The sequence below is a fragment of the Pseudomonas sp. NFXW11 genome (assembly GCF_049887815.1).
Lineage (GTDB): Bacteria > Pseudomonadota > Gammaproteobacteria > Pseudomonadales > Pseudomonadaceae > Aquipseudomonas.
Window position 1 is genome coordinate 81025 of record NZ_JAGEKI010000019.1, and the last position, 21463, is coordinate 102487.

At 64.7% G+C, this 21463-nt stretch carries 20 protein-coding genes and 1 pseudogene; 8 read left to right on the plus strand and 13 right to left on the minus strand.

From position 1 onward, the window contains the following. Positions 1 to 182: 182 nt before the first annotated feature. A pseudogene (locus J4P02_RS25060) lies at positions 183 to 1064 on the plus strand (methyl-accepting chemotaxis protein); the annotation flags it as partial. Positions 1065 to 1265: 201 nt separating this feature from the next. Continuing rightward, on the plus strand, positions 1266 to 1970 hold the full coding sequence (locus J4P02_RS25065) for a methyl-accepting chemotaxis protein (RefSeq protein WP_426195428.1): 705 nt from the start codon (positions 1266 to 1268) through the stop codon (positions 1968 to 1970). A 100-nt stretch (positions 1971 to 2070) separates the two neighbouring features. Here the strand turns inward: J4P02_RS25065 and J4P02_RS25070 are convergent, their stop codons facing one another. Further along, positions 2071 to 2463, minus strand: coding sequence for a DUF3077 domain-containing protein (locus tag J4P02_RS25070; protein WP_426195430.1), 393 nt, complete (start codon positions 2461 to 2463; stop codon positions 2071 to 2073). A 551-nt stretch (positions 2464 to 3014) separates the two neighbouring features. Between J4P02_RS25070 and J4P02_RS25075 the strand changes: the two genes are divergently transcribed. Beyond that, entirely contained in the window at positions 3015 to 4043 is a 1029-nt protein-coding gene (locus J4P02_RS25075; protein WP_426195341.1) for an AraC family transcriptional regulator, read from the plus strand. Between the two features lie 6 nt (positions 4044 to 4049). On the opposite strand, the gene J4P02_RS25080 is transcribed toward J4P02_RS25075, so the two are convergent. The 8 genes from J4P02_RS25080 to J4P02_RS25115 all read right to left on the minus strand — a co-directional run bounded on the left by J4P02_RS25080 (position 4050) and on the right by J4P02_RS25115 (position 13490). Further along, positions 4050 to 4418, minus strand: a complete 369-nt coding sequence (locus J4P02_RS25080) for a glyoxalase superfamily protein (RefSeq protein ID WP_426195342.1) — start codon at positions 4416 to 4418, stop codon at positions 4050 to 4052. Between the two features lie 116 nt (positions 4419 to 4534). Continuing rightward, the gene (locus J4P02_RS25085) at positions 4535 to 6001 is read right to left on the minus strand and encodes an N-acyl-D-amino-acid deacylase family protein (RefSeq protein WP_426195344.1); all 1467 of its coding nucleotides are present in this window, start codon (positions 5999 to 6001) and stop codon (positions 4535 to 4537) included. Between the two features lies 1 nt (position 6002). Next, positions 6003 to 6863, minus strand: coding sequence for a MurR/RpiR family transcriptional regulator (locus J4P02_RS25090; protein WP_426195346.1), 861 nt, complete (start codon positions 6861 to 6863; stop codon positions 6003 to 6005). Continuing rightward, positions 6864 to 8213 carry a gluconate:H+ symporter gene (locus J4P02_RS25095; RefSeq protein WP_426195348.1) on the minus strand — a complete coding sequence of 450 codons (1350 nt, stop codon included), beginning with the start codon at positions 8211 to 8213 and terminating at the stop codon, positions 6864 to 6866. 227 nt (positions 8214 to 8440) lie between these two features. Further along, positions 8441 to 9886: a SulP family inorganic anion transporter gene (locus tag J4P02_RS25100; RefSeq protein WP_426195350.1), complete on the minus strand. Its 1446-nt coding sequence runs from the start codon at positions 9884 to 9886 to the stop codon at positions 8441 to 8443. Positions 9887 to 10079: 193 nt separating this feature from the next. Continuing rightward, positions 10080 to 11747, minus strand: a complete 1668-nt coding sequence (ggt, locus tag J4P02_RS25105; protein ID WP_426195352.1) for a gamma-glutamyltransferase — start codon at positions 11745 to 11747, stop codon at positions 10080 to 10082. A gap of 173 nt (positions 11748 to 11920) precedes the next feature. Then, positions 11921 to 12832, minus strand: coding sequence for a LysR substrate-binding domain-containing protein (locus tag J4P02_RS25110; protein WP_426195358.1), 912 nt, complete (start codon positions 12830 to 12832; stop codon positions 11921 to 11923). A 67-nt stretch (positions 12833 to 12899) separates the two neighbouring features. Continuing rightward, positions 12900 to 13490: an NAD(P)H-dependent oxidoreductase gene (locus J4P02_RS25115; RefSeq protein ID WP_426195360.1), complete on the minus strand. Its 591-nt coding sequence runs from the start codon at positions 13488 to 13490 to the stop codon at positions 12900 to 12902. A 205-nt stretch (positions 13491 to 13695) separates the two neighbouring features. Here J4P02_RS25115 and J4P02_RS25120 point away from each other — a divergent pair, with 205 nt between their 5' ends. Beyond that, entirely contained in the window at positions 13696 to 14010 is a 315-nt protein-coding gene (locus J4P02_RS25120; protein WP_426195362.1) for a putative quinol monooxygenase, read from the plus strand. Here the strand turns inward: J4P02_RS25120 and J4P02_RS25125 are convergent. After that, positions 14000 to 14764 (minus strand): sulfite exporter TauE/SafE family protein, encoded by a 765-nt coding sequence (locus J4P02_RS25125; protein WP_426195365.1) that lies wholly within the window; start codon positions 14762 to 14764, stop codon positions 14000 to 14002. The genes J4P02_RS25120 and J4P02_RS25125 overlap by 11 nt on opposite strands. Positions 14765 to 14960: 196 nt before the next feature. Between J4P02_RS25125 and J4P02_RS25130 the strand changes: the two genes are divergently transcribed. From J4P02_RS25130 to J4P02_RS25140, 3 genes are read left to right on the plus strand one after another with little or no spacing between them, the layout of a single operon-like run. Continuing rightward, a complete protein-coding gene (locus J4P02_RS25130) occupies positions 14961 to 15842 on the plus strand; it encodes a LysR family transcriptional regulator (protein ID WP_426195367.1) in 882 nt (293 codons plus the stop codon). A gap of 56 nt (positions 15843 to 15898) precedes the next feature. After that, positions 15899 to 16474, plus strand: coding sequence for an NAD(P)H-dependent oxidoreductase (locus J4P02_RS25135; RefSeq protein ID WP_426195369.1), 576 nt, complete (start codon positions 15899 to 15901; stop codon positions 16472 to 16474). 59 nt (positions 16475 to 16533) lie between these two features. Further along, positions 16534 to 16905 carry a MerR family transcriptional regulator gene (locus J4P02_RS25140; RefSeq protein ID WP_426195371.1) on the plus strand — a complete coding sequence of 124 codons (372 nt, stop codon included), beginning with the start codon at positions 16534 to 16536 and terminating at the stop codon, positions 16903 to 16905. A gap of 21 nt (positions 16906 to 16926) precedes the next feature. Here the strand turns inward: J4P02_RS25140 and J4P02_RS25145 are convergent, their stop codons facing one another. Together J4P02_RS25145 and kynU are read right to left on the minus strand one after the other, a co-directional pair. Next, a complete protein-coding gene (locus J4P02_RS25145) occupies positions 16927 to 18330 on the minus strand; it encodes an amino acid permease (protein WP_426195373.1) in 1404 nt (467 codons plus the stop codon). A gap of 112 nt (positions 18331 to 18442) precedes the next feature. Then, entirely contained in the window at positions 18443 to 19693 is a 1251-nt protein-coding gene (gene kynU / locus J4P02_RS25150) for a kynureninase (RefSeq protein WP_426195375.1), read from the minus strand. Positions 19694 to 19879: 186 nt separating this feature from the next. On the opposite strand from kynU, the gene J4P02_RS25155 reads away from it, so the two are divergent. Further along, a complete protein-coding gene (locus tag J4P02_RS25155; RefSeq protein ID WP_426195377.1) occupies positions 19880 to 20353 on the plus strand; it encodes an Lrp/AsnC family transcriptional regulator in 474 nt (157 codons plus the stop codon). 6 nt (positions 20354 to 20359) lie between these two features. On the opposite strand, the gene J4P02_RS25160 is transcribed toward J4P02_RS25155, so the two are convergent. Next, the gene (locus J4P02_RS25160; protein ID WP_426195379.1) at positions 20360 to 21373 is read right to left on the minus strand and encodes a helix-turn-helix domain-containing protein; all 1014 of its coding nucleotides are present in this window, start codon (positions 21371 to 21373) and stop codon (positions 20360 to 20362) included. Between the last annotated feature and the right edge of the window lie 90 nt (positions 21374 to 21463).

Below are 21463 nucleotides of genomic sequence, written 5' to 3' on the forward strand. Positions count from 1 at the left end.
TTCCAGCCAACTGAGATCAAGAAGCGCTACGTTCCTGGAGGAATTCAATGAATAGTTGGTTTGCCAACATCAGCGTCAACCTTAAGCTGGGCCTGGGTTTCGGCCTGGTCCTGACCCTTACCGGCATCCTCGCCCTGACCGGCTGGACCAGCCTGGGCAGCCTGATCGACCGCAGCAACTGGATGAGCGATATCACCCAGCTCAACAGCGGCCTGACCAAGCTGCGGGTCACCCGCCTGCAATACATGCTGGCCAACGGCGACGAAACCGCCGCCCAAGGCGTGCAGAACACCCTGGACGATTTCAGCGCCCAGCAGAAAAAACTCCTGACCTCGTTCCAGAGCCCGGAAAACATCAAGCTGCTGCAAGGCCTGGGGACGACCATCAGCGCCTACCAGGACTCGCTGAACAAGATGCGCAACGCCTACCGCAGCGGCAACGCTGCGCGCCTGGCGATGAACCAGAACGCCGAACGGGCCAATGACCTGATCAACGGGATCAACAACTGGGTCAAGCAACTGCCCCTGAGCGACCAGCGTTTCGAGCAGTTCCAGGCCATCACCCAGGCCAAGGAAGTGTTCCAGCTGGCCCGCTATGAAGTGCGTGGCTACGTCACCACCACCAGCGACCCGGACACCGAACCGAAAGCCTTCAACCAGCTCAATGCGTCGATTGCCGAAATGGATCAGCTCAAGCGCCATTTCAGCAGCTCCCAGGGTGAGGCCCTGCAACAGCTGGATACGGCCCTTAGCAACTACCGCAGCTCGCTGCAGGCGTTCAAGCTGGCCTACGCCGATGCCGTGCAGGCGCGCAAGGAAATGACCGACCAGGGCGCCGATATCGTCAACCGCAGCGACGCCCTGTACCAGATCCAGCTCGACCGTCGCGATATCGAAAGCACCCAGGCCCGCAGCCTGCAACTGACCAGCACCCTGCTGGCGCTGCTGGTGGGCGTACTGGCGGCCATCATCATCACCCGGCAGATCACCCGCCCACTGCGTGAAACCCTGGTGGCGGTGGAGCGCATCGCTTCCGGCGACCTGACCCAAGACCTGCGCATCACTCGCCGCGACGAACTGGGCGTGCTGCAACAGGGCATCGCCCGCATGGGCGTGACCTTGCGCGAGCTGATCGGCGGTATCCGCGACGGCGTGACCCAGATCGCCAGCGCTGCCGAGGAACTCTCGGCGGTAACCGAGGAAACCAGCGCCGGGGTCAACAGCCAGAAGGTCGAGACCGACCAGGTGGCCACCGCCATGCACGAGATGACCGCCACCGTGCAGGAAGTCGCGCGCAACGCCGAGGAAGCCTCCCAGGCCGCGGCCGCCGCCGATGGCGAAGCCCGCGAGGGCGACAAGGTGGTGGCCCAGGCCATCACGCAGATCGAGCGCCTGGCCAGCGAAGTGGTGCGTTCCACCGACGCCATGACCGTGCTGCAACAGGAAAGCGACAAGATCGGCAGCGTGATGGACGTGATCAAGGCCGTGGCCGAGCAGACCAACCTGCTGGCGCTCAACGCCGCTATCGAAGCGGCCCGAGCCGGTGAAGCCGGTCGTGGTTTTGCCGTGGTTGCCGACGAAGTGCGGGCCCTGGCCCAGCGCACCCAGAAGTCCACCGAAGAGATCGAGGAACTGGTGGCCGGTCTGCAGAACGGTACCCAGCAAGTGGCCACGGTGATGAACAACAGCCGCAGCCTCACCGACAGCAGCGTCGAGCTGACTCGCAAGGCCGGTGCCTCGCTGGAAAACATCACCCGCACGGTGTCCAACATCCAGTCGATGAACCAGCAGATCGCCGCCGCCGCCGAGCAGCAGAGCGCCGTGGCCGAAGAGATCAGCCGCAGCATCATCAACGTGCGCGACGTCTCCGAACAGACCGCCGCCGCCAGCGAAGAAACCGCCGCCTCCAGCGTCGAGCTGGCCCGCCTGGGTGGCCAGTTGCAGATGATGGTCAGCCACTTCCGCGTGTGATTCGCCGCGCCCCCTTCGCTGGCAAGCCAGCTCCTACGAAAGGCTATTCAAGCGCTCCGTAGGAGCCGGCTTGCCGGCGAAGGGCGCAACGCGGTCCGCCCTATTGCGCCGGTTTGGCCGCGCCATCCAGCAGCGCATCCACCACTGCCCGCGCCATCTCCACCGAATGAATCATCGACCAGATCAGCCCGCGCTCAATGCCGCTGGCACTGGTGATTTCGTCGGCAGTTTCTTCGGCGCACTTGAGCAGCAATGACACGTGAAGCAGCGCCTCTTCGGCATTGAAGCCTTCACGCACCGCAAACAGCGGGTGCCCTCCACCATCACGGCAACCAAAACAGATGCTGCCAGTGACAACAAAGTCCTCATGCAACGGGGGCGAAAGTGTGGTGTTTTCCAGCGCCTGAAGCAGGGCTTTGTTGGGCGCTTCCAGCTCGGTGATCAATTCACGGCTGGGTTGCAGAACAGGCGGATCGGGAACGATTTTTTTCATGATCAGCAGCTCCTTTTTGATGAGAGCCGCCAGCATCACTTGCAGATGATGGGTGGCGGCTACGTGCGAGTCTGCAAGACCAGGAAGAAGCAAACCCGGTAGATCCGAAGATCTCCCACACGTAGCCACCATAAATCGAACTGAACAATCAGTGATCCAGAGTGGCCGCGGACGTTTGCCTCTTGTGCGGGCTTGCAGACCCGATCGCTGATTGGTCAGCGACGGACGCAGACTAGTCCCACATCTTTGGGAGGTTCAAGCCACTCGGAAGGCTGAAGTGTAACTGGGGGATTCTCGCGGAAATACCCTACAAATCAAAGCGAAAATCCGCTATCTGCGCCGGAGCTTATCGCATTCCGGAAGGGGATCGGCAGTGTGCCATTCGCTGGCAAGCCAGCTCCTACGAAAGACTGTTCGATCGCGTTGTAGGAGCCGGCTTGCCGGCGAAGGGCGCTACGCGGTCGCCGAGCATTTACATGAATCGGGGTTTGCCCTTACCTTTTCCGCTCTGCGTCCTGCTGTCCAACGGATAAGTCACCAGGAACCCGTTCATGCCCAGCCTCGGTTATACCTCGGTCCCGCCCCTGCTCAAGTACCTGCTCTATGCCGAGCAACTGGGCCTGGCCACGGCGCCTGCCCTGGCGGCAGCGGGGCTTACGGCCGCGCAGTTGAACGACACCAGCCTGCGCCTGCCGCTGGAGGTGCATGAGCAACTGCTGGACTATTTCTGCCGCCATTCGGGCGACCCGCTGTTCGGCCTGAATTCGGCGCGTTTCGTCAAACCCAGCTCATGGAATGTGCTGGGCTATATCACCATGAACTGCGCGACCCTGGGCGAAGCCATGGGCCGCATCATGCCGTTCGAGAAACTGGTGGGGGACATGGGCACCAGCCGCGCCGAGCTGGCGGGCGACGAGGTGCGGCTGATCTGGAGCTGTCGCCATCAGCGCGCCGACATCCGCCGCCATCTGGTGGAAAACGTGCTCGCCTCCTGGCTGCTGTATGCACGCTGGATCGCCGACTCGGAACTTTCTCCCAGCACAGTGTGGTTCGAGCACCCGCTGCCAGAAGGGGCCGAAGCAGCGCAGTACGAAACCCTGTTTGGTTGCCCGGTGCTGTTCCAGCAATCCTGCTCGGCCCTGGTGGCGCCGCTGCATTACCTGCAGATGCCCCTGCGCCAGGCCGATGCCCGGCTGCTCAAGACCCTGGAAGATCACGCCCAGGCGATGATGGCCTCGCTGGCCGACGCACCCCTGGCCCTGCAGGTGCAGAACCTGCTGCGCCAGCTGCTGAAGAACGGCCTGCCGCGCAAGGAACAGGTGGCGGAGCAGCTTTCGATGTCGGAGCGCACCCTGCAGCGCCAGCTGCAGCAGGCCGGTACCTCCTACCAGCAGATTCTCGATGACTTGCGCCAGGAACTGGCCGAGCACTACCTGCTGCACAGCGAGCTGTCGGTAGAGGGCATTGCCGACTGCCTGGGCTACAGCGAGCAGCGCTCATTGCACCGGGCCTTCAAGAACCGCACCGGGCTGACCCCGGGGCAGTTCCGCCAGGCCGCCCTGGGCGCCGGCAAGGCCTGAACCGCCTCAGACGCAGATGGCGTTGGTGAACACCAGGCGATTGCCGAACGGGTCGTTGATGGTCATGTCCTGGCTGCCCCAGGGCATGGCCTGGATCTGCGGGTGGGAAAACCGGTACTGCTTGGCCAGCAACTGCTGCTGGAAGGCTTCCAACTCGTCGGTCTCGATGCGCAGCGCAGCGCCCGGGGTGCAATCGCCGTGATGCTCGGACAGGTGCAGCACGCACTCGCCCCGGGACACCTGCATATAGAGCGGGAAGTTGTCCTCGAAACGGTGCTGCCAATCCAGCGTGAAACCGAGGAAGTCGAGGTAAAACTCCCGGGCCTTGGCTTCATCGAAGATGCGCAGGATGGGGGTGGTTTTGCCAAAGCTCATTGCACGGCTCCCAGAGCGAAATAGGCCGACTATACAGACGACAGTAGTCAGCAGGTCGGCGTCGCGGCGGGAATCTTTAATATCAAGGCGCCATCATTGTGATGGGGATCAAGAATTTAGCCGGCAAATGTGAAGCCCTCGCGCAAATCCCCCTCCCGCGGCAGGAAACGCCCCTGGCGCTCGGCGCAGGCCTGGCCCTCGGCATAACTGCGCACGCCATTGACCCAGACCCCGTCGATGCCCTGCGCCGCTTGCTGCGGATGCTTGAAGTCGGCCACGTCGCGCACTTGTGCCGGGTCGAACAGCACTAGGTCGGCCCAATACCCTTCGCGGATCTCGCCACGCTGGTGCAAGCCGAAACGGGCCGCCGACAGCCCGGTCATCTTGTGCACCGCGGTGTGCAGCGGGAAGAGTTTCAAGTCGCGGCAGAAATGCCCCAGAACCCGGGGAAAGGCGCCCCACAACCGCGGATGGGGAAAGGGATCTTCCGGCAGGCCATCGGAGCCGATCATCGACAGCGGATGGGCGAGGATGCGCCGTACATCGTTTTCATCCATGCCGTAATACACCGCCCCCGCCGGTTGCAGGCGCTCGGCGGCGGCCAGCAGGCTGACGCCCCAGTCCGCGGCGATCTCGCTCAGGTCACGCCCTCCCTGCTCCGGGTGCGGCGTCGACCAGGTGATGGTGATGCGGTAGGCGTCGGTGACCTGTTTCAAGTCCAGGGTCGAGGAGCTGGCGGCATAGGGATAGCAGTCGCAACCCACCGGGTGCTCCCGGGCGGCCTGTTCCAGGGCCGCCAGCAGTTGCGGGCTGCGCCCCCAGTTGCCAGCACCGGCGCACTTGAGGTGCGAGACGATCACCGGCGAGCGCGCGGCCCGACCGATCAGGAAGGCTTCGTCCATGGCCTCCAGCACCGGCTCGAATTCGCTGCGCAGGTGGGTGGTGTAAACCGCCCCGAAGGCGTTGAGTTCCTGGGCCAGTTGCAGCACCTCGTCGGTCTCGGCAGAGAAGGCACTGGCGTAGGCCAGCCCAGTGGAAAGGCCCAGGGCACCGTGCTCCAGGCTGTCGCGCAGTTGCTCGCGCATGGCCGCGATCTCCTCGGCGCGGGCCGTGCGCTGGAGGTCGTCCAGGTGATTGCTGCGCAACGCCGTGTGCCCCACCAGGGCCGCCACGTTGACCGCCGGGCGCGCCGCGTCCACCGCTGCACGGTAGTCGGCAAAGCGCGGGTAGACGAACTTCGACCGCTCGCCCAACAGGTTCATCGGGTCCGGCGGGTCGCCCTTGAGGGTCACGGGCGCAGCGCTGATGCCGCAGTTGCCGACGATCACCGTGGTCACCCCCTGGCTGATCTTCGGTAGCATCTGCGGCTGGCGAATCACCACGGTGTCGTCGTGGGTGTGCACATCGATAAAGCCCGGGGCCAGCACCCGTCCGGCGGCATCGAATTCTTCCTCGGCGCTGTCGGCGGACAGATCGCCGATGCGCTGGATACGGCCATCGCCAATCGCCAGGTCGGCGGGGTACGCAGGCCGGTCGCGGCCGTCGATGATCAGGGCGTTGCGGATCAGCGTGTGGTAGCGCATGTCAGTCTCCCAGGGGCAGGCGATCGTCGCCGCCGCGGTAATGGTCCAGGGCCAGCTTGATCCGCCGCAGGCGCTCCTGGTTGTCGTCCGGCATCACCAGGGCCAGTTCGGTGGCCAGTACGTCAATCGCCAGGAGCATGCCGTAGCGGGCGGCGGTGGGCTTGTAGATAAACGAGGTTTCGGCGCTGTGCAGCGGCAGCAGCACATCCGCCAATTCCGCCAGGGGGGTTCCAGGCAGGGTGATGGCGAGAATCCCGGCGCCGTAGTTACGGGCCAGGGCCACCGCCTCCAGCAGCTCGGGGGTAATGCCGCTCAGGGAACAGGCGATCACCGCATGCTGCTGGCCCAGGGCGGCGGCGGTGACCCGCATCATCACCGGGTCGTGGCAGGCGGCGATGGAGTAGCCCAGGCGCACCAGGCGCACCTGCAGTTCGGCGCTGCACAGGGTCGAGCAACCGCCACTGCCAAAGGCGTGGATCATTCGCGCCCGGCCCAGCAGGCGCACCGCATCGGCGAAGCGCGCCTCGTCGAAACCGGCCAGGTGCTGATGCAGCGCCGCCTCGATATCACCGACTATCTGTCGGTAGAAGCCGGATTGCTCCGGGGCCCCGGCCGGGTCGAGAAAACGCCTGCCCACGCCACTCGCCTGGGCCAGTTGCAGGCGCAGCTGACGCAGGTCGCGGCAACCCACGCTGCGGGCAAAGCGCGACAGGGTGGCGGCGCTGACCTCGGCACGGCGGGCCAGTTCGTCGAGGCTGGCGGAAGCGGCGAAGCCCACGTCGTCGAGCATCAGCCGGGCGATCCGCCCCTCGCCGGCACTGAGCAGGTCCAGGCGGGAACGGATCTGGTACAGGATGTCCATCTACAACAACTCCGCGACGACCAGGGTCAGGCCGAAGGCGATCAGCGAGATCAGGGTCTCCAGCACGGTCCAGGTCTTGAAGGTCTGGGTGACGGTCATATTGAAGTATTCCTTGACCAGCCAGAAGCCTCCGTCGTTGACGTGGGAGAGGATCACGGAACCGGCGCCAGTGGCGATCACCAGCAGCTCCGGGTGTGGATAACCCAGGCCGATGGCCACCGGCGCCACCACCCCCGAGGCGGTGGTCAGGGCCACGGTGGCCGAGCCGGTGGCGATGCGCATCAGCACCGCGAACAGCCAGCCCATCCACAGCGGCGAAAGCTGGAATTCGTGGGCCAGGCCGACGATCTGCTCGGTCACCCCGGAGTCGATCAGGATGCGGTTCAGGCCACCACCGGCGCCCACCAGCAAGGTGATGCTGGCGGTGGGCGCCAGGCATTCGTTGGTGAACTTGAGGATCGACTCGCGGTTGATGCCCTGGGCCAGGCCCAGGGTCCAGAAGCTCACCAGGGTGGCCACCAGCAGGGCGATCACCGAGTTGCCGATAAATTGCAGGAACTGGTTGAAACCAGTGCCGGGGGTGGAAAGCAGGTTGGCCCAGCCGCCAATCAGCATCAGCACCACCGGCAGCAGGATGGTGGCCATGGTCAGGCGAAAGCTCGGCAGGCGCTCGCGGGTTTCCCGGGCGATGAACTGGCGCTCCAGGGGGTTCTCTGCCGGCAGCTGGATATGCGGCACGATAAAGCGCGCATACACCGGGCCGGCGATGATCGCCGTGGGCACGCCAATCAGGATCGCATACAGCAGGGTCTGCCCCACCGAGGCCTGATAGGCCTGCACCGCCAGCATCGCCCCCGGGTGCGGCGGCACCAGGGCATGCACCACCGAAAGCCCGGCGACCATGGGCAGGCCCACCATCAGCAGCGACACCCCGACCCGCCGCGCCACGGTAAAGGCGATGGGCACCAGCAGCACGAAGCCCACTTCGAAGAACAGCGGCAGGCCCACCAGGAAGGCGATGCAGACCATGGCCCAGTGGGCGTTGCGCTCGCCAAAGCGATCGATCAGGGTGCGCGCCACCTGGTCGGCGCCGCCGGACTCGGCCATCAGCTTGCCGAGCATGGTGCCCAGGGCCACCACCAGGGCGATATGCCCGAGGGTCTTGCCAACCCCTGCCTCATAGGCACCCACCACCCCGGAAGGCGGCATGCCGGCCATCAGCGCCAGGCCGACGGACACCAGGGTAATGACGATAAAGGGGTTGAGGCGGTAGCGCGCGATCAGCACGATCAGCGCGATAATGGCGATGGCGGCGTAACCCAGCAGCCAGTAACCCGATGCAGGAGCCATGGATTTCCTCCTTGAAAACAGCGTTACTTTCGAATGGTTGTGAAATTCATTAATCACTTAAGCAAATGATTTTCAAATCAGACGAAACTAATTTTCGTAAAGAGGCAGGCTTTGTCGTGAACGGTTATGCCAGGAACCCGCGAATGAAAATCCGCAGGTCGTATTTTCATCAATCAGGGGGGCGGAAACTCACCGAGTGAAAGAACGCTTCCACTCGGCGGGCGGCCTCAGTCGTGTTGTTCCCGGGCCCGTTTGAGCAACTGCTTGCAGCGCTCCGACAGGTGCAGCACCCGCAGCTGCTTGCCGGCCTTGGCATAGCGCTCGCGCAGGGTCTTCAGGGCCGCGATGGCCGAGTAGTCGACAAAGCTCAGGTGCCGGCAGTCGAGGGTCACCCGCGACGGGTCGCCGACCGGGTCGAACTGATTGAGAAAGGCCGTGGTGGAGGCAAAGAACAGGGTGCCGTGCAGGTGATACAGCTTGCTGCCGTCGGCCTCCTGGTGGCTGTCGGCGTACAGCTCCCGGGCCTGCTGCCAGGCGAAGTTGAGGGCGGCAATCACGATGCCGCAGAACACCGCCATGGCCAGGTCGGTGAACACCGTGATCACGGTCACCGCAATGATCACCAGCACATCGTTGCGCGGCACCTTGTCGAGCACCCGCAGGGAGGCCCAGGCGAAGGTCTGCTGTGACACCACGAACATCACCCCCACCAGCGCCGCCAGGGGAATGCGCTCGATCAGGGGCGAGAGGAACAGCACGAACAGCAGGATCAGCCCGCCGGCCACCACCCCCGACAGGCGCCCGCGGCCGCCGGAGCTGAGGTTGATCACGGTCTGGCCGATCATCGCGCAACCGCCCATGCCGCCAAACACCCCGGAAAGCATATTGGCCGCGCCCAGGGCCACGCATTCGCGGTCCGGGTAGCCGCGGCTCTCGGTGATCTCGTCGGTGAGGTTGAGGGTCAGCAGGGTTTCCAGCAGGCCGACCATGGCCATCAGGAAGGCGTAGGGGGCGATGATCCACAGGGTCTGCAAGGTCCAGGGCACCTGGGGCAGGGCCAGGCTCGGCAGGCCACCGGCAATGTGCGCCATATCCCCCAGGGTGCGGGTCGGCAGACCCAGCAGGTACACCAGCAGGCCCACCCCGAGAATCGCCACCAGCGCCGGCGGCACGGCGCGGGTCAGGCGCGGCAGCAGGTAGACAATCGCCATGGTCAGCGCCACCAGCCCGCCCATCAGGTACAGCGGCGGGCCGCTGAGCCAGTGTTCGCCGCTCTTGAAATGCTCCAGCTGGGCCAGGGCGATAACGATCGCCAGGCCGTTGACGAAGCCCAGCATCACCGGGTGCGGCACCATGCGCACCAGCTTGCCCAGGCGCAGCAAACCGAAGGCGAGCATGATCAGCCCGCCCAGCACCACGGTGGCCAGCAGGTACTGCACCCCCTGCTGCACCACCAGGGCCACTATCACCACCGCCATGGAGCCGGCAGCGCCGGAGATCATGCCCGGGCGGCCGCCCAACAGCGCGGTCAGGGTGCAGATGAAGAAGGCGCCATACAGCCCCATCAGCGGGTTGAGATGGGCCACCAGGGCGAAGGCGATGCACTCGGGCAGCAGGGCGAAGGAGGTGGTGAGTCCGGCCAGGACATCGGCACGCAGACGTTTTGCTTTCATGATTGACCTGATAGGCGGACCGACGGACGCGGCCCCGGGGATGGCGGGAAGAAGGCGGGGAATGTTACGGAATCGCGCCGTCGGCGCCAAAGGAAATTGTAGGAGCTGGCTTGCCAGCGATAGCGCCCGTCAAAACGGCGCCAGGCTCACGGGCCCTTTCGCCGGCAAGCCGGCTCCTACCGAAGGTCAGCGGTTATTTGACGACTTTGCCCACACCCCGGCCGCGGGGGTCGGAAGCGGTTTCAATGGCCGTGCCATTGACCCGGATCGCCTGGATATCGCCCATCTCCCAGCCCTGGTCCTCCAGGGTGTAGCCCATGGCCTTGAGCTGGTCGGCCACCTGACCAGTGAGCGGCGCATAGGCGTCGTAGTAAATGGTGTCCTTGGGCAGCAACTGGTGATGCACGCGCTGCGCGGCCACCGCCTTCTGCAGTGGCAGGTGGTAGTCGTAGAGGTTGTTCAGCACCTGGAAGATCGAGGTGAAGATCCGCGAACCGCCGGGGGTGCCCAGCACCAGGGTGACCTTGCCGTCGCGGGTCACCAGGCTCGGGCTCATGGACGACAGCATGCGCTTGCCCGGGGCAATGGCGTTGGCGTCACCGCCCACCACGCCAAAGGCATTGGCCACGCCGGGCTTGGCGCTGAAGTCATCCATTTCGTCGTTGAGCAAGAAGCCCGCGCCCTTGACCACCACACCACTGCCGTAGTCCCAGTTCAGGGTGTAGGTGTTGCTCACCGCATTGCCCTGGGCATCGACGATGGAGAAGTGCGTGGTCTGATGCCGCTCCAGCCCCGGGCGCACGTTTTCGGTGGGCGAGATGGCATTCGGGTTGACCTCGGCGGCGCGCTGCTTCAGGTAGGCCGGATCAGTCAGTTGCTTGACCGGCACCTCGGAAAACGCCGGGTCGCCCAGGTAGTCGGCACGGTCGGCGAATACCCGCTTTTCGATTTCCGCCAACAGGTGGATGTACTTGGCCGAGTTCAGCTCCACGCCCTTGAAGTCTGCGGCACGTTCCTCCTTGATGCTGATCAGCTGAGCCAGGGCCACCCCACCGGAACTGGGCGGCGGCGCGGTGTACAGGGTATTGCCGCGGAACGTCACTTGCAGCGGCTGGCGCCACTGGACCTTGTAGTCCTGCAGGTCCTGCTTGCTGATCAGGCCCTTGTCGGCCTGCATCTGCGCCACCAGCAGGTCGGCAGTCTTGCCGCTGTAGAACTCCTTGGCGCCCTGGTCGGCGATGCGTTCCAGGGTGGCGGCCAGCTCTGGCTGGCGGAAGGTTTCACCCGGTTTCATGCTGCCGAAGTAGTCGCCGAAGTTGGTCGTACCGTTGAACAGCTTCAAGGCATCCTCGCGGTACTGGTACTGCTTGTCGGCCACCTTGAAGCCGTTCTTCGCATAACCCACGGCCGGGGTGATCAACTCGCTCCAGGGTAGCTTGCCGAACTTCTGGTGTGCCTCCCACAGGCCCATCACCGTGCCCGGCACCCCGGCGGCGCGGGCGCCCACCAGGCTCAGGTTCTCGATCACCTCGCCCTTGTCATTCAGGTACATGTCGCGGGTCGCGGCCTTGGGCGCGGTTTCCCGGTAGTCGAGGAAGTAGGGCTTGCCGTCGATAAACATCGTCATGAAACCGCCGCCGCCGATATTGCCGGCCTCGGGGTAGGTCACTGCCAGGGTGAAGGCCGTGGCCACGGCGGCGTCCACCGCGTTGCCGCCCTTCTTCAGGATCTGCGCCGCCACCTCGGCGCCGTACTGGTTGGGCGCGGCCACCGCGCCGCCTTTCAGGGTCACGGCGAAGGCCGAGCTGCTGGCGGCGATGGCCGCGGCGAGGGTCAGGGTCTTGAACAACAGGATGCGCATAAGGTCCGTCCTTTTCTTGTTATTGAGCGGCAAGAACATAGGCCCGGAATTACGCTTCGGGCAATCGCCAATCGCGGTACGCCCGTACCAATCCATAGCGAAAGCGATCTCAAGGCCGGCACAAAAGCTGATGGCCTCTTCGCCGGCAAGCCGGCTCCTGCAACAGGAGGTATTCAGCCGGGGAATTCGGCGTGGGCGTAGTCCGCCAGCTTGCCCTGGATAAAATCCAGGAAGCACTGGATGCGCAGGGCCAGTTGCGAGTTGCGGTAGTACACCGCATTGATCGGCTGGCGATAGCCGCTGTTGAACTCCGCCAGCAGCGGCTGCAAGCGCCCGGCACGCATGTCCTCGACGGTCATGAAGTGCGACAGGCAGGCGATCCCCTGCCCTTCCAGCGCCAGGTGACGCAGGGTCTCGCCGCTGGAGGCGCTGATGCCCGGCTGGATCAGCCAGCGGTCGCCATGCTGATGGCGCAACGGCCAGTGGTTGAGGGTTTCGGTCTGGGTGAAACCCAGCAGGGTGTGCCGGGCCAGATCGGCCACGCTCTGCGGCGTGCCATGGCGGGCCAGGTAGGCGGGGCTGGCGAGGATATGCAGCGGGCTGCAGCCCAGGGAGCGGGCATGCAGGGTGGAGTCCGCCAGCACGCCGATGCGGATGGCGATATCGGTGCTCTGCTCCAGCAGGTCGATGATCAGGTCGTTGCTGTTGAGCTCCAGCTGGATATCCGGGTACAGGCTGCGGAATTCGGCCACATAAGGAACGATGGCGTGCAGCATGAAGGGCCCTGCGGCATTGATCCGCAAGCGCCCGGACGGCTTGCGCTGACGGGAGGACAGGCGCTCTTCGAGCTGCTCCAGCTGATCGAGAATCAGCTTGGCCTGCTCGAAGAAGTAGCGGCCTTCCTCGGTCAGGTCCATGCGCCGCGTGGTGCGGTTGATCAGGGTGGTGTCGAGCTTGGCTTCCAGCCGCGACAGGGTGCGGCTGACCGCCGAGGGGGTCTGGGCCAGTTGCTCGGCGGCGGCGGAGATCGAACCGCATTCGATCACGCAGACAAACACCTGCAATTCGTCGGATCGGGCTTTCACATGAGTCCTTATCGGCGGGAGCGAACGCGCTCGCCACAGCTGTCGAGGCCCTCAATAGTAGCCGGATTCAGCCAGGCAGATTGAACACCGCCTTGAGGTGTTGCTCATAGCGCTGCACATCCCCGGCAATATCCGGGCGCTTCATCACATCGACACAAAGGAAGGTCGGCAAACCGCTCATGCCGAGGAACTGGTTGGCCTTGTGGAAGGGGAAGTACACCGCGTCCACGCCCTTGGCCTCGAAGAAGTCGGTGGGGTCGTCGAAGGCCTGCTGCGGGGCGTTCCAGGTCAGCGAGAGCATGTACTGCTTGCCCTGGATCAGGCCGCCGCTGCCGTATTTCTGCGAGGCGTCGGAGCGGGTGCGGCCATCGCTGGCGTAAAGGCTGCCGTGGCCCTCGGTGAAGACTTCGTCGATGTACTTCTTGACGATCCACGGCGCGCCCATCCACCAGCCGGGCATCTGGTAGATGATCACATCGGCCCAGAGGAACTTGGCCACTTCTTCCTGGATGTCGTAGCCCTCGTCGATATGGGTGACCTTGACCTCGACCCCACCGCGATCCAGCACCGCCAGGGCGGTGTCGTGCAGGGTGGCGTTGTAACGGCCATCGGAGTGGGCGAATTGTTTGGCGCCGTTGAGCAGCAATACTTTTTTCATGGGTCCAGCCTCATCGGGAACGGCCCGCGGCGCGATGCGCGACAACGGGCGGTGAAGGTCGAAAACGATGGCGGCAGGTTAGCCATGGCGCGGCCCGGGAATAAGCCCGGGTTGTTCAAAATACATTTGACCAAAACGCACGAATCACCAGCAAATTGTTGCCATAAGATTTCCGGCCTTCTTCCTGCCGACGAGGCGTTGCCCCATGTCCCCCCCCCAGGCCTTTATCCTCCACGCCAAGACTCGCCCCGAGCGTGCCGAAGCCTTCGCCGCATTCTTCCTCGAACACGTGGCCGCCAGCCGCGCCGAGGCTGGCTGCATCGAGTACCACATGCTGCGCGACCGCGAAGACCCGAGCCTGTTTATCTTCTACGAGGTCTGGGCCTCCCGGGAGGCGCTGGACACCCACTCCAACCTGCCCCATATGCAGCAGTTCCTCGCCGCGCGCATGGACTACCTGGAACAGGATTTCGAGATTCGCGCCATCGAGATGCTCAGCCCCGCCTCGGCTAGCCGCTGATCAGCAGATGCGCCCCGAGCAGTCCCAGGCCGATAAAGAACACCCGCCTGAACAGCACGGCGCTGATGCGCTGGCGCAGCCACTGCCCCAGCCACATACCCAGCAGCGCCGGGGCCAGGGCCAGCAGTGAAGCGCCGAGCTCGGCGCCACCCAGGGCGCCGCGCCACAGCAGGCCGGCGGCCAGGGCCAGGGTCGAGACGCTGAACGACAAGCCCAGGGCCTGCACCAGTTGGTCCTTGTTCAGGCCCAGGGCTTGCAGATAGGGCACCGCGGGAATCACGAACACCCCAGTGACCGAAGTGATGACCCCGGTGATCAATCCGCACAGCGGCGCCAGCCAAGCCTCATGGGCCGGGGCCAGGCGCAAGGTGGGCAACAGCAGGCCGCTCAAGGCATACAGCAGCAGCGCCGCGCCCAGGCCGCGCACCACCCAGTGCCCGCCATCGATACTCAGCCACAGGCAACCGCCCAGGGTGCCCAGCACAATCGCCAGCAACATCGGCCACAGGCGCTTGAGCAGGCTGGGCAGGTGCCCGCCAAAGGCCAGTTGCCAGAGATTGGTCAGGGTCGCCGGAATGATCAGCAAGGCCGCAGCCTGCGTGGGAGCCATAGCCAGCCCCAGCAGCCCCATGGCAATGGTGGGCAGCCCGAGGCCGATCATGCCCTTGACCATGCCGGCCAGCACAAAGGTGCCAAGCACCAGCAGGGACAGGGCCATTCCAAGTTCTTGATAAAACGCTAGGGAGTTGTTCATGGGCCGATCCTGCACCCGGATCGCTCCGTTGAAAATCTGCCATATACTGAGCCAGCCTCTTGCTATACAAGATCCTAACGACTCTTTCGTAGGAGCGGGCTTGCCCGCGAAGGCGCCCGCAAGGCTGGTACAAAACTCAAGGCCCCCTTCGCCGGCAAGCCGGCTCCTACGCAAAGAATGCTTCCGGGAAACTGCCATGCACTTCGACCTGATCGACCTGCGCCTGTACCTGAACAGTGTCGAGGCCGGCAATATCACCGCCGGGGCCGCCCGCAGCCATTTGTCCCTGGCCGCCGCCAGCGCGCGCATCCGCGCCATGGAAGCCTCCCTGGGCATCGCCCTGCTCGAGCGCGGGCGCCGCGGCATCAGCCCCACGCCCGCCGGCAAGGCCCTGGCCCAGCATGCGCGGACCCTGCTGCTGCACGCCGAGCACCTGCAGCAAGACCTCGCCGAGTACGCCAAGGGGGTCAAGGGCCAGGTGCGCCTGCTGTGCAATACCACCGCCCTCAGTGAATACCTGCCGGAGTTGCTGGCGGACTTCCTGCACCACCATCCCCATGTCGATATCGACCTGCAGGAACTGCCCAGCCAGCGCATCACCCACGCCCTGCGCCAGGGCGCGGCCGAGCTGGGCATCGTCTCGGATGCGGTGGACACCCAGGGCCTGATGACCCGGCCCTTTCGCGACGACCCGCTGGTGCTGGTGCTGCCCCCCGGCCACCCCTTGAGCGAGCATCCGGCGCCGAGTTTCGCCCAGACCCTGGCCCACGACTATGTGGGCCTGGCCAGCCACAGCGCCCTGGCGGTGTACCTGGAGGAACAGGCCCTGCACCTGGGCCGGCGCATGCAGTTGCGCATTCGCGCCGAAGGCTTCGATGCCCTGCTGCGCATGGTGGCCCGGGGCGCCGGGCTGGCCCTGGTGCCGCTGGCCGCGCTGCAACGCAACCCTCAGTTGCGCCTGCAACATCGGCCGCTGAGCGAAGCCTGGGCCCGACGCCGGCTGCTGCTCTGCGCCCGGGATTTCGCCAGCCTGCCGTTGTACGCCCAGGGCCTGTGCCAGGCGCTGCTGGCGCCTTGACTCTGCCCTTAGGGGCAGACTTTAGCCTTGGGCTTTATTCCTCAAGGAACAGGGCAATGAGCAAACGTATCCTGGTGATTCTCGGCCACCCTTCGGCCAACAGCCTGTGCGCGGCCCTCAGCGAGCGCTATGTGAGTGCGGCGCAGGCAGCCGGCCATGAAGTGCGCCAGATCAGGCTCGGCGAACTGCGCTTCGACCCGGTGCTGCACGAGGGCTACAACCAGGCCCAGGCGCTGGAGGACGACCTGCTGCAGGCCCAGGCCGACATCCTCTGGGCCGAGCACCTGACCTGGGTGTTCCCGATCTGGTGGGGTGGAATTCCAGCGTTGCTCAAGGGCTTTCTCGACCGCGTGCTGCTCTCCGGCTTCGCCTTCAAGTACCGCCCCGGCAAGGCCTTCCCCGAGCAACTGCTCAAGGGCCGCAGTGCCCACTTGCTGGTGACCATGGACACCCCGCCCTGGTACTACCGCTGGTTCTACCGCATGCCCGCGCTGCAGCAGATGCGCCGCACCACCCTTGAGTTCTGCGGCATCAAGCCGTTGCGCACCCTGACCTTCGGCCCGGTGCTGGGCGCAAGCGAGGCACGCCGAGAGGCCTGGCTGATGCAGGCGCAACAGCTTGCCAGCGGCTGAAACTGCTCGATAATGCGCGACGCGGCCGCGCATCGGCCCGGCAGGGAAAAGGAGCCCCCATGTACATAGGTCAAGCCGCGCAACTGTCTGGCACCACGATCAAGAGCATCCGTCACTACGAAGCCATCGGCCTGCTGCCCACCCCGCCGCGTGCGGGCCGCTATCGGCTGTACGACGCCCAGAGCGTCGAGCAGCTGATGTTTATCAAGTGCGCGCAGCAGCTGGGGTTCAAGCTCAGGGAATTGCAGCAGGTATTCGCCACGCAGCAGGGCCAGGCCTTTCCCTGGGAACGGGCCCAGGCCGCCCTGGCGCAGAAAAGGCGCGAACTGCAACAGCAGATCGATGACCTGCAACAGTTGCAGGCGCGGCTCGACCTGTTCGAGACCAGCCTCGAACAGGCCCGCGAGGAATGCCCCCTGGGCAACCTCTAGGGCCGCCCGGGGTAGCCGGCGTCACACCTTGGACAGTGCGCCCAGGCTCTTGGGCCGGCGGAAGAACAGGTAATACACCAGGCTCAGCACCAGCAGGAAGGGCACCCCGAACACCAGGGTCATCTTGAACGCCTCGGTGAAGAAGGTGGTGATCATCACCGCCCCCATCAGCACCAGCCCCAACAGGGTGCTGTAGGGAAACAGGCGCATGCGGAACGACAGCTGCTGCTCGCCGTGACGCTGGTGATAGCGGCGGAAGCAGTAGTGGGTGAGGAAGATCATGAACCAGGTGAAGATCGCGCCGAACATCGAGATCGCCATCATCAGCACGAACGAACCTTCCGGGTACAGCACGTTGACCAGGGTCGCCAGGGCAATGCCGGAGCTGGACAGCAGCAGGGCATTGAGGGGAATCCCGCTCTTGCTCAGGGCCCCCATGGACGTTGGCGCGTAGCCGGCGCGGGACAGGCTGAACATCATCCGCGTGGTGATATAGAGCTGGCTGTTCATCGCCGACAGCGCGGCAATCAGGATCACGAAGTTCATCACCCCGGTGGCCCCGGGAATGCCGATGGTCTGCATCACCGTGACAAAGGGGCTCTGGGCCTTGCCCGCCTCGACCCAGGGCACGATGGCCAGCATCAGCGCCAGGGTCAGCAGGTAGAACACCACCAACCGTACTATGGTGGCGCGAAAGGCTTTCTTCACTGCCTGTTGCGGGTCCTGGGCCTCACCCGCCGCCACAGCGATCATCTCCACGCTCAGGTAGCTGAAGATCGACACGATCACCGCGATCCACATGCCCTGCAAACCGTTGGGAAAGAAGCCGCCGTGGGCGCTGTAGTTGTGCACCCCGTAGTCGGGGTTGCCGGAGCCGAACACCACGTACACCGCGAGGATGATAAAGCCGACTATGGCGGCGATCTTGATGGTGGAGAACCAGTACTCGAAGGTGCCGAAGGTCTTCACGCTGATGGCGTTGAGCAGGATCAGCACGCTGGAAAAGGACAGGATCCACACCCATTCCGGAACGTTGGCAAACCAGTACTTCATGTAGATGGCAATGGCCGTGACCTCGGCGCCCACCGCCAGCACAATCGCCGCCCAGTAGGCGTAGCGCACCAGGAAACCGGCCAGGGGGCTGACGTAGAACTCGGCATAGGCGCCGAAGGAGCCGGAGGTGGAGTGGGCCACGGTCATTTCCGCCAGGCAGCCCATCAGCAGCAGAGTGATCAGGGCGCCAATGGCGTAGCTCAACAGCACGCTGGGGCCGGCATAGCCGATGGCGTAGGCGCTGCCCATGAACAGCCCGGTGCCGATGGCCCCGCCAATGGCGATCATGCTCATTTGGCCGGCGCTCAACTGCCGCCTGAGGCCGTGCTCGCGATTGGAAATCGCGTCGAAACCCTTGTTGGTGGTGGTCACGTTCGGTGCCTCTTTATTGTTGTGTGCACGTGTTGATCGAAGTGCCGGCCCATCCTTGTGCCGCGTGCCCTGGTTAGCCGCAAATTGCCGCCAACCAGGGGTGAAGCCCTGCTCAGGTCACGCTGTGGCGGACCTGGAACTGCGCCTGGGCCCAGGTTTTGCCGTCGAGAATTTCCCCGAGGATCTGCACCGCCTGCCACACCTCGCTGAAGCGGGTGTAGAGCGGTGTGAAGCCGAAGCGCATGATCCGCGGCTCGCGGTAGTCGCCGATCACCCCGCGGGCGATCAGGGCCTGGATCACCGCGTAGCCCTCGGGGTGTTCGAAGCTCACATGGCTGCCGCGCTTGGCGTGCTCGCGCGGAGTCACCAGCTTCAAGTCGTGCGCGGCGCAGCGCTGCTCCACCAGCTGGATAAACAGGTCGGTGAGGGCCAGGGACTTGCGCCGCAGGCTGTGCATATCAGTCTGTTCGAAAACCTCCAGGCCGCACTCGACCATGGCCAGCGAGGTGATCGGCTGGGTGCCGCACAGGTAGCGGGCGATGCCGCTGCTGGGCTCGTACTGGGTGGCCATGGCGAACTGCCGGGCATGCCCGAACCAGCCCGACAGCGGCTGGGTCACCAGGTCGCAGAGCGCCGGCGCGACCCAGACGAACGCCTGGGAACCGGGGCCGCCATTGAGGTATTTGTAGGTGCAGCCAATGGCGTAGTCGGCGCCGCTGGCGCTGAGATCCACTGGCACTGCGCCGGCCGAATGGGCCAGGTCCCAGATGCTCAGGGCCCCCGCCTCGTGGATCAATGCGGTGACCGCCTGCATGTCGTGCATGTAGCCGGTCTTGTAGTTGACGTGGGTCAGCAGCACCACCGCGACGTCCTGGTCGATGGCCGCCGGCAGTTGCTCCGGGCTGTCCACCAGGCGCAGCGAATAGCCCTGCTGCAGCAACCGGGTCAGGCCCTCGGCGATGTACAGGTCGGTGGGAAAGTTGCTGCTTTCGGAAACGATCACCCGGCGCTCGGGGGCGCGTTCGGCCTGCACCTGCAGGGCCGCGCTGAGCACCTTGAACAGGTTGATCGAGGTGGTGTCGGTGATCGCCACTTCACCCGCGCCGGCACCGATCAGCGGCGCCAGACGGTCCCCCAGGCGCAGGGACAGATCACGCCAGCCGGCGCTGTTCCAGCTGCGGATCAGGCCCTCGCCCCACTCCTGCTCGATCACCTGTCGGGCGCGCTCCAGGGACGCCACGGGGCGGGCGCCGAGGGAGTTGCCGTCGAGGTAGATCACCCCCTCGGGCAGGGCGAACTGTTGGCGCAAAGGGGCCAGTGGGTCCTGTTCATCGAGACGCAGGCAGTGGTTTTTATCGATCATTGGCTTTCCTGTCTTGGTCAGTGTCATGCCTGTGCGCAAGGGCGGGCATGGGCTCCGGGCAACCGGCGAACTGAGGAAATAATGAACGAAGCCCTGGAGAATTTTCGTGCAAAGTGCAGCGTGTTACCGTACCTGCCTCGAATAAAATTCTAATCCTCCAATAAAAAACGCGGATTTATGCCAGCCATGACCCTAGACGCCACCGACCTGCGCATCCTGCACGTTCTGCAACAGGATGGCCGTATCAGCAACCAGGAACTGGCGGAGAAAGTCGCCCTCTCGCCCTCCGCCTGCCTACGCCGCCTGCGCCTGCTCGAAGGCGACGGGATCATCAGCGGCTACCGCGCCCAGTTCAACGCCGAACGCCTGGGCATCGAGCTGGAGGCCATCGTCCATGTGTCCCTGCGCCAGGACGTGGAAGGCTGGCACGAGACCTTTATCGGCAAGGTCCAGCAATGGCCGGAAGTGGTCGCCGCCTATGTGATCACCGGCGCCAGCAACTACGTGCTGCGGGTCCAGGCGCGCAACCTCAAGCACTTCTCGGATTTCATCGTCAATCACCTGAACCGCGCCTCCGGGGTCACCGATATCCGCTCGGAAATCGTCCTGCAGAAGATCAAGGAACAGGACGGCCTGCTGGACCTGGTGCTGCGCCGCTAGGCCCGCCTAGAACCCCGCCGGGCGCCGCACGGGATGGCGCTGGGCGGTGACGCTGGGGGCCTCGTCGAAGAGCTTGCGGTACTCGGCGGAAAAGCGTCCCAGGTGAGTGAAGCCCCAGCCCAGGGCGATCTCGGAAATAGTTCGCGCCGCGCCCTGCTCGAGAATGTCCTGGCGCACGCCATTGAGCCGATGGCGCTTGAGGTAGGCCATGGGCGACAGGGCGAAGTACTTGCCGAAGGCCTCGAACAGCTTGAAGCGCGACACCCCGGCGGCGGCTTCCAGGTCCTCCAGGCGCAGCGCCTCGCGGGCATGCTCGTGCAGGTACTGGCGGGCCCGCACCAGGTAGTGCGGCAGCTTGACCCCAAGCATCGCCCGCAACTCGCTCGAGTAGTTGTTGGGCTGGGCCAGGATCAAGCCCTTGATCAGCGAGCTTTCGATTTCCCGGGTAAAGGCCAGCTGTTCATAGAGCTCGTTGCCCTGGGCCAGCTCGCCGATGAAATGCTGGGCCATGCGCCACCAGGCGGCCGTCGCACCGTGCAATGCATCCATGCCCGGCTCGAAGCACAACGGCTGCTGCACCGGACGCTGCAGCAAGGCCTCCAGGGCCTCGGCCATGGCCGCCCGGGAAATCACCACCTGCAACTTGCGGCAGTCGCCGGAGATGGCCAGCACCTGGCTTTGGTTGGGGGCGATGATCACCCCCTGGTCGCGATCGGAACGCAGCAGGCGGCCGTCCTTGCTCAGTTCCTGCTCGCCGCACAATGGCAGGCTCAAGCTGTAGCTGCTGAAACGCTCGGTGTCCTCGATATCCACCACCACATCGGTGCCGTACTCGATGATGCCCAGGGTGGTGGAGCGCGACCTGAGCACGTTGGCATTGTGGTGGAAGCGAATCCGCTCGGGGTTGGCGGTTTCCAGGCGGTGCGGGCCGCAGATGCCCGCCATCCAGGTCCTGGCCCCTTCGAGGTCATAGCGATCGATACGAATCTCGCGAAACTGTCCATCCGCTTTGCTATTCATCACGGCGCACCCACGGCAATTTTTATTCAGCGCGCTCTGACGGCGCGTCTTGTGTGACAGGGCAAGTTTTGCGCCAGCAACGGCCATTGC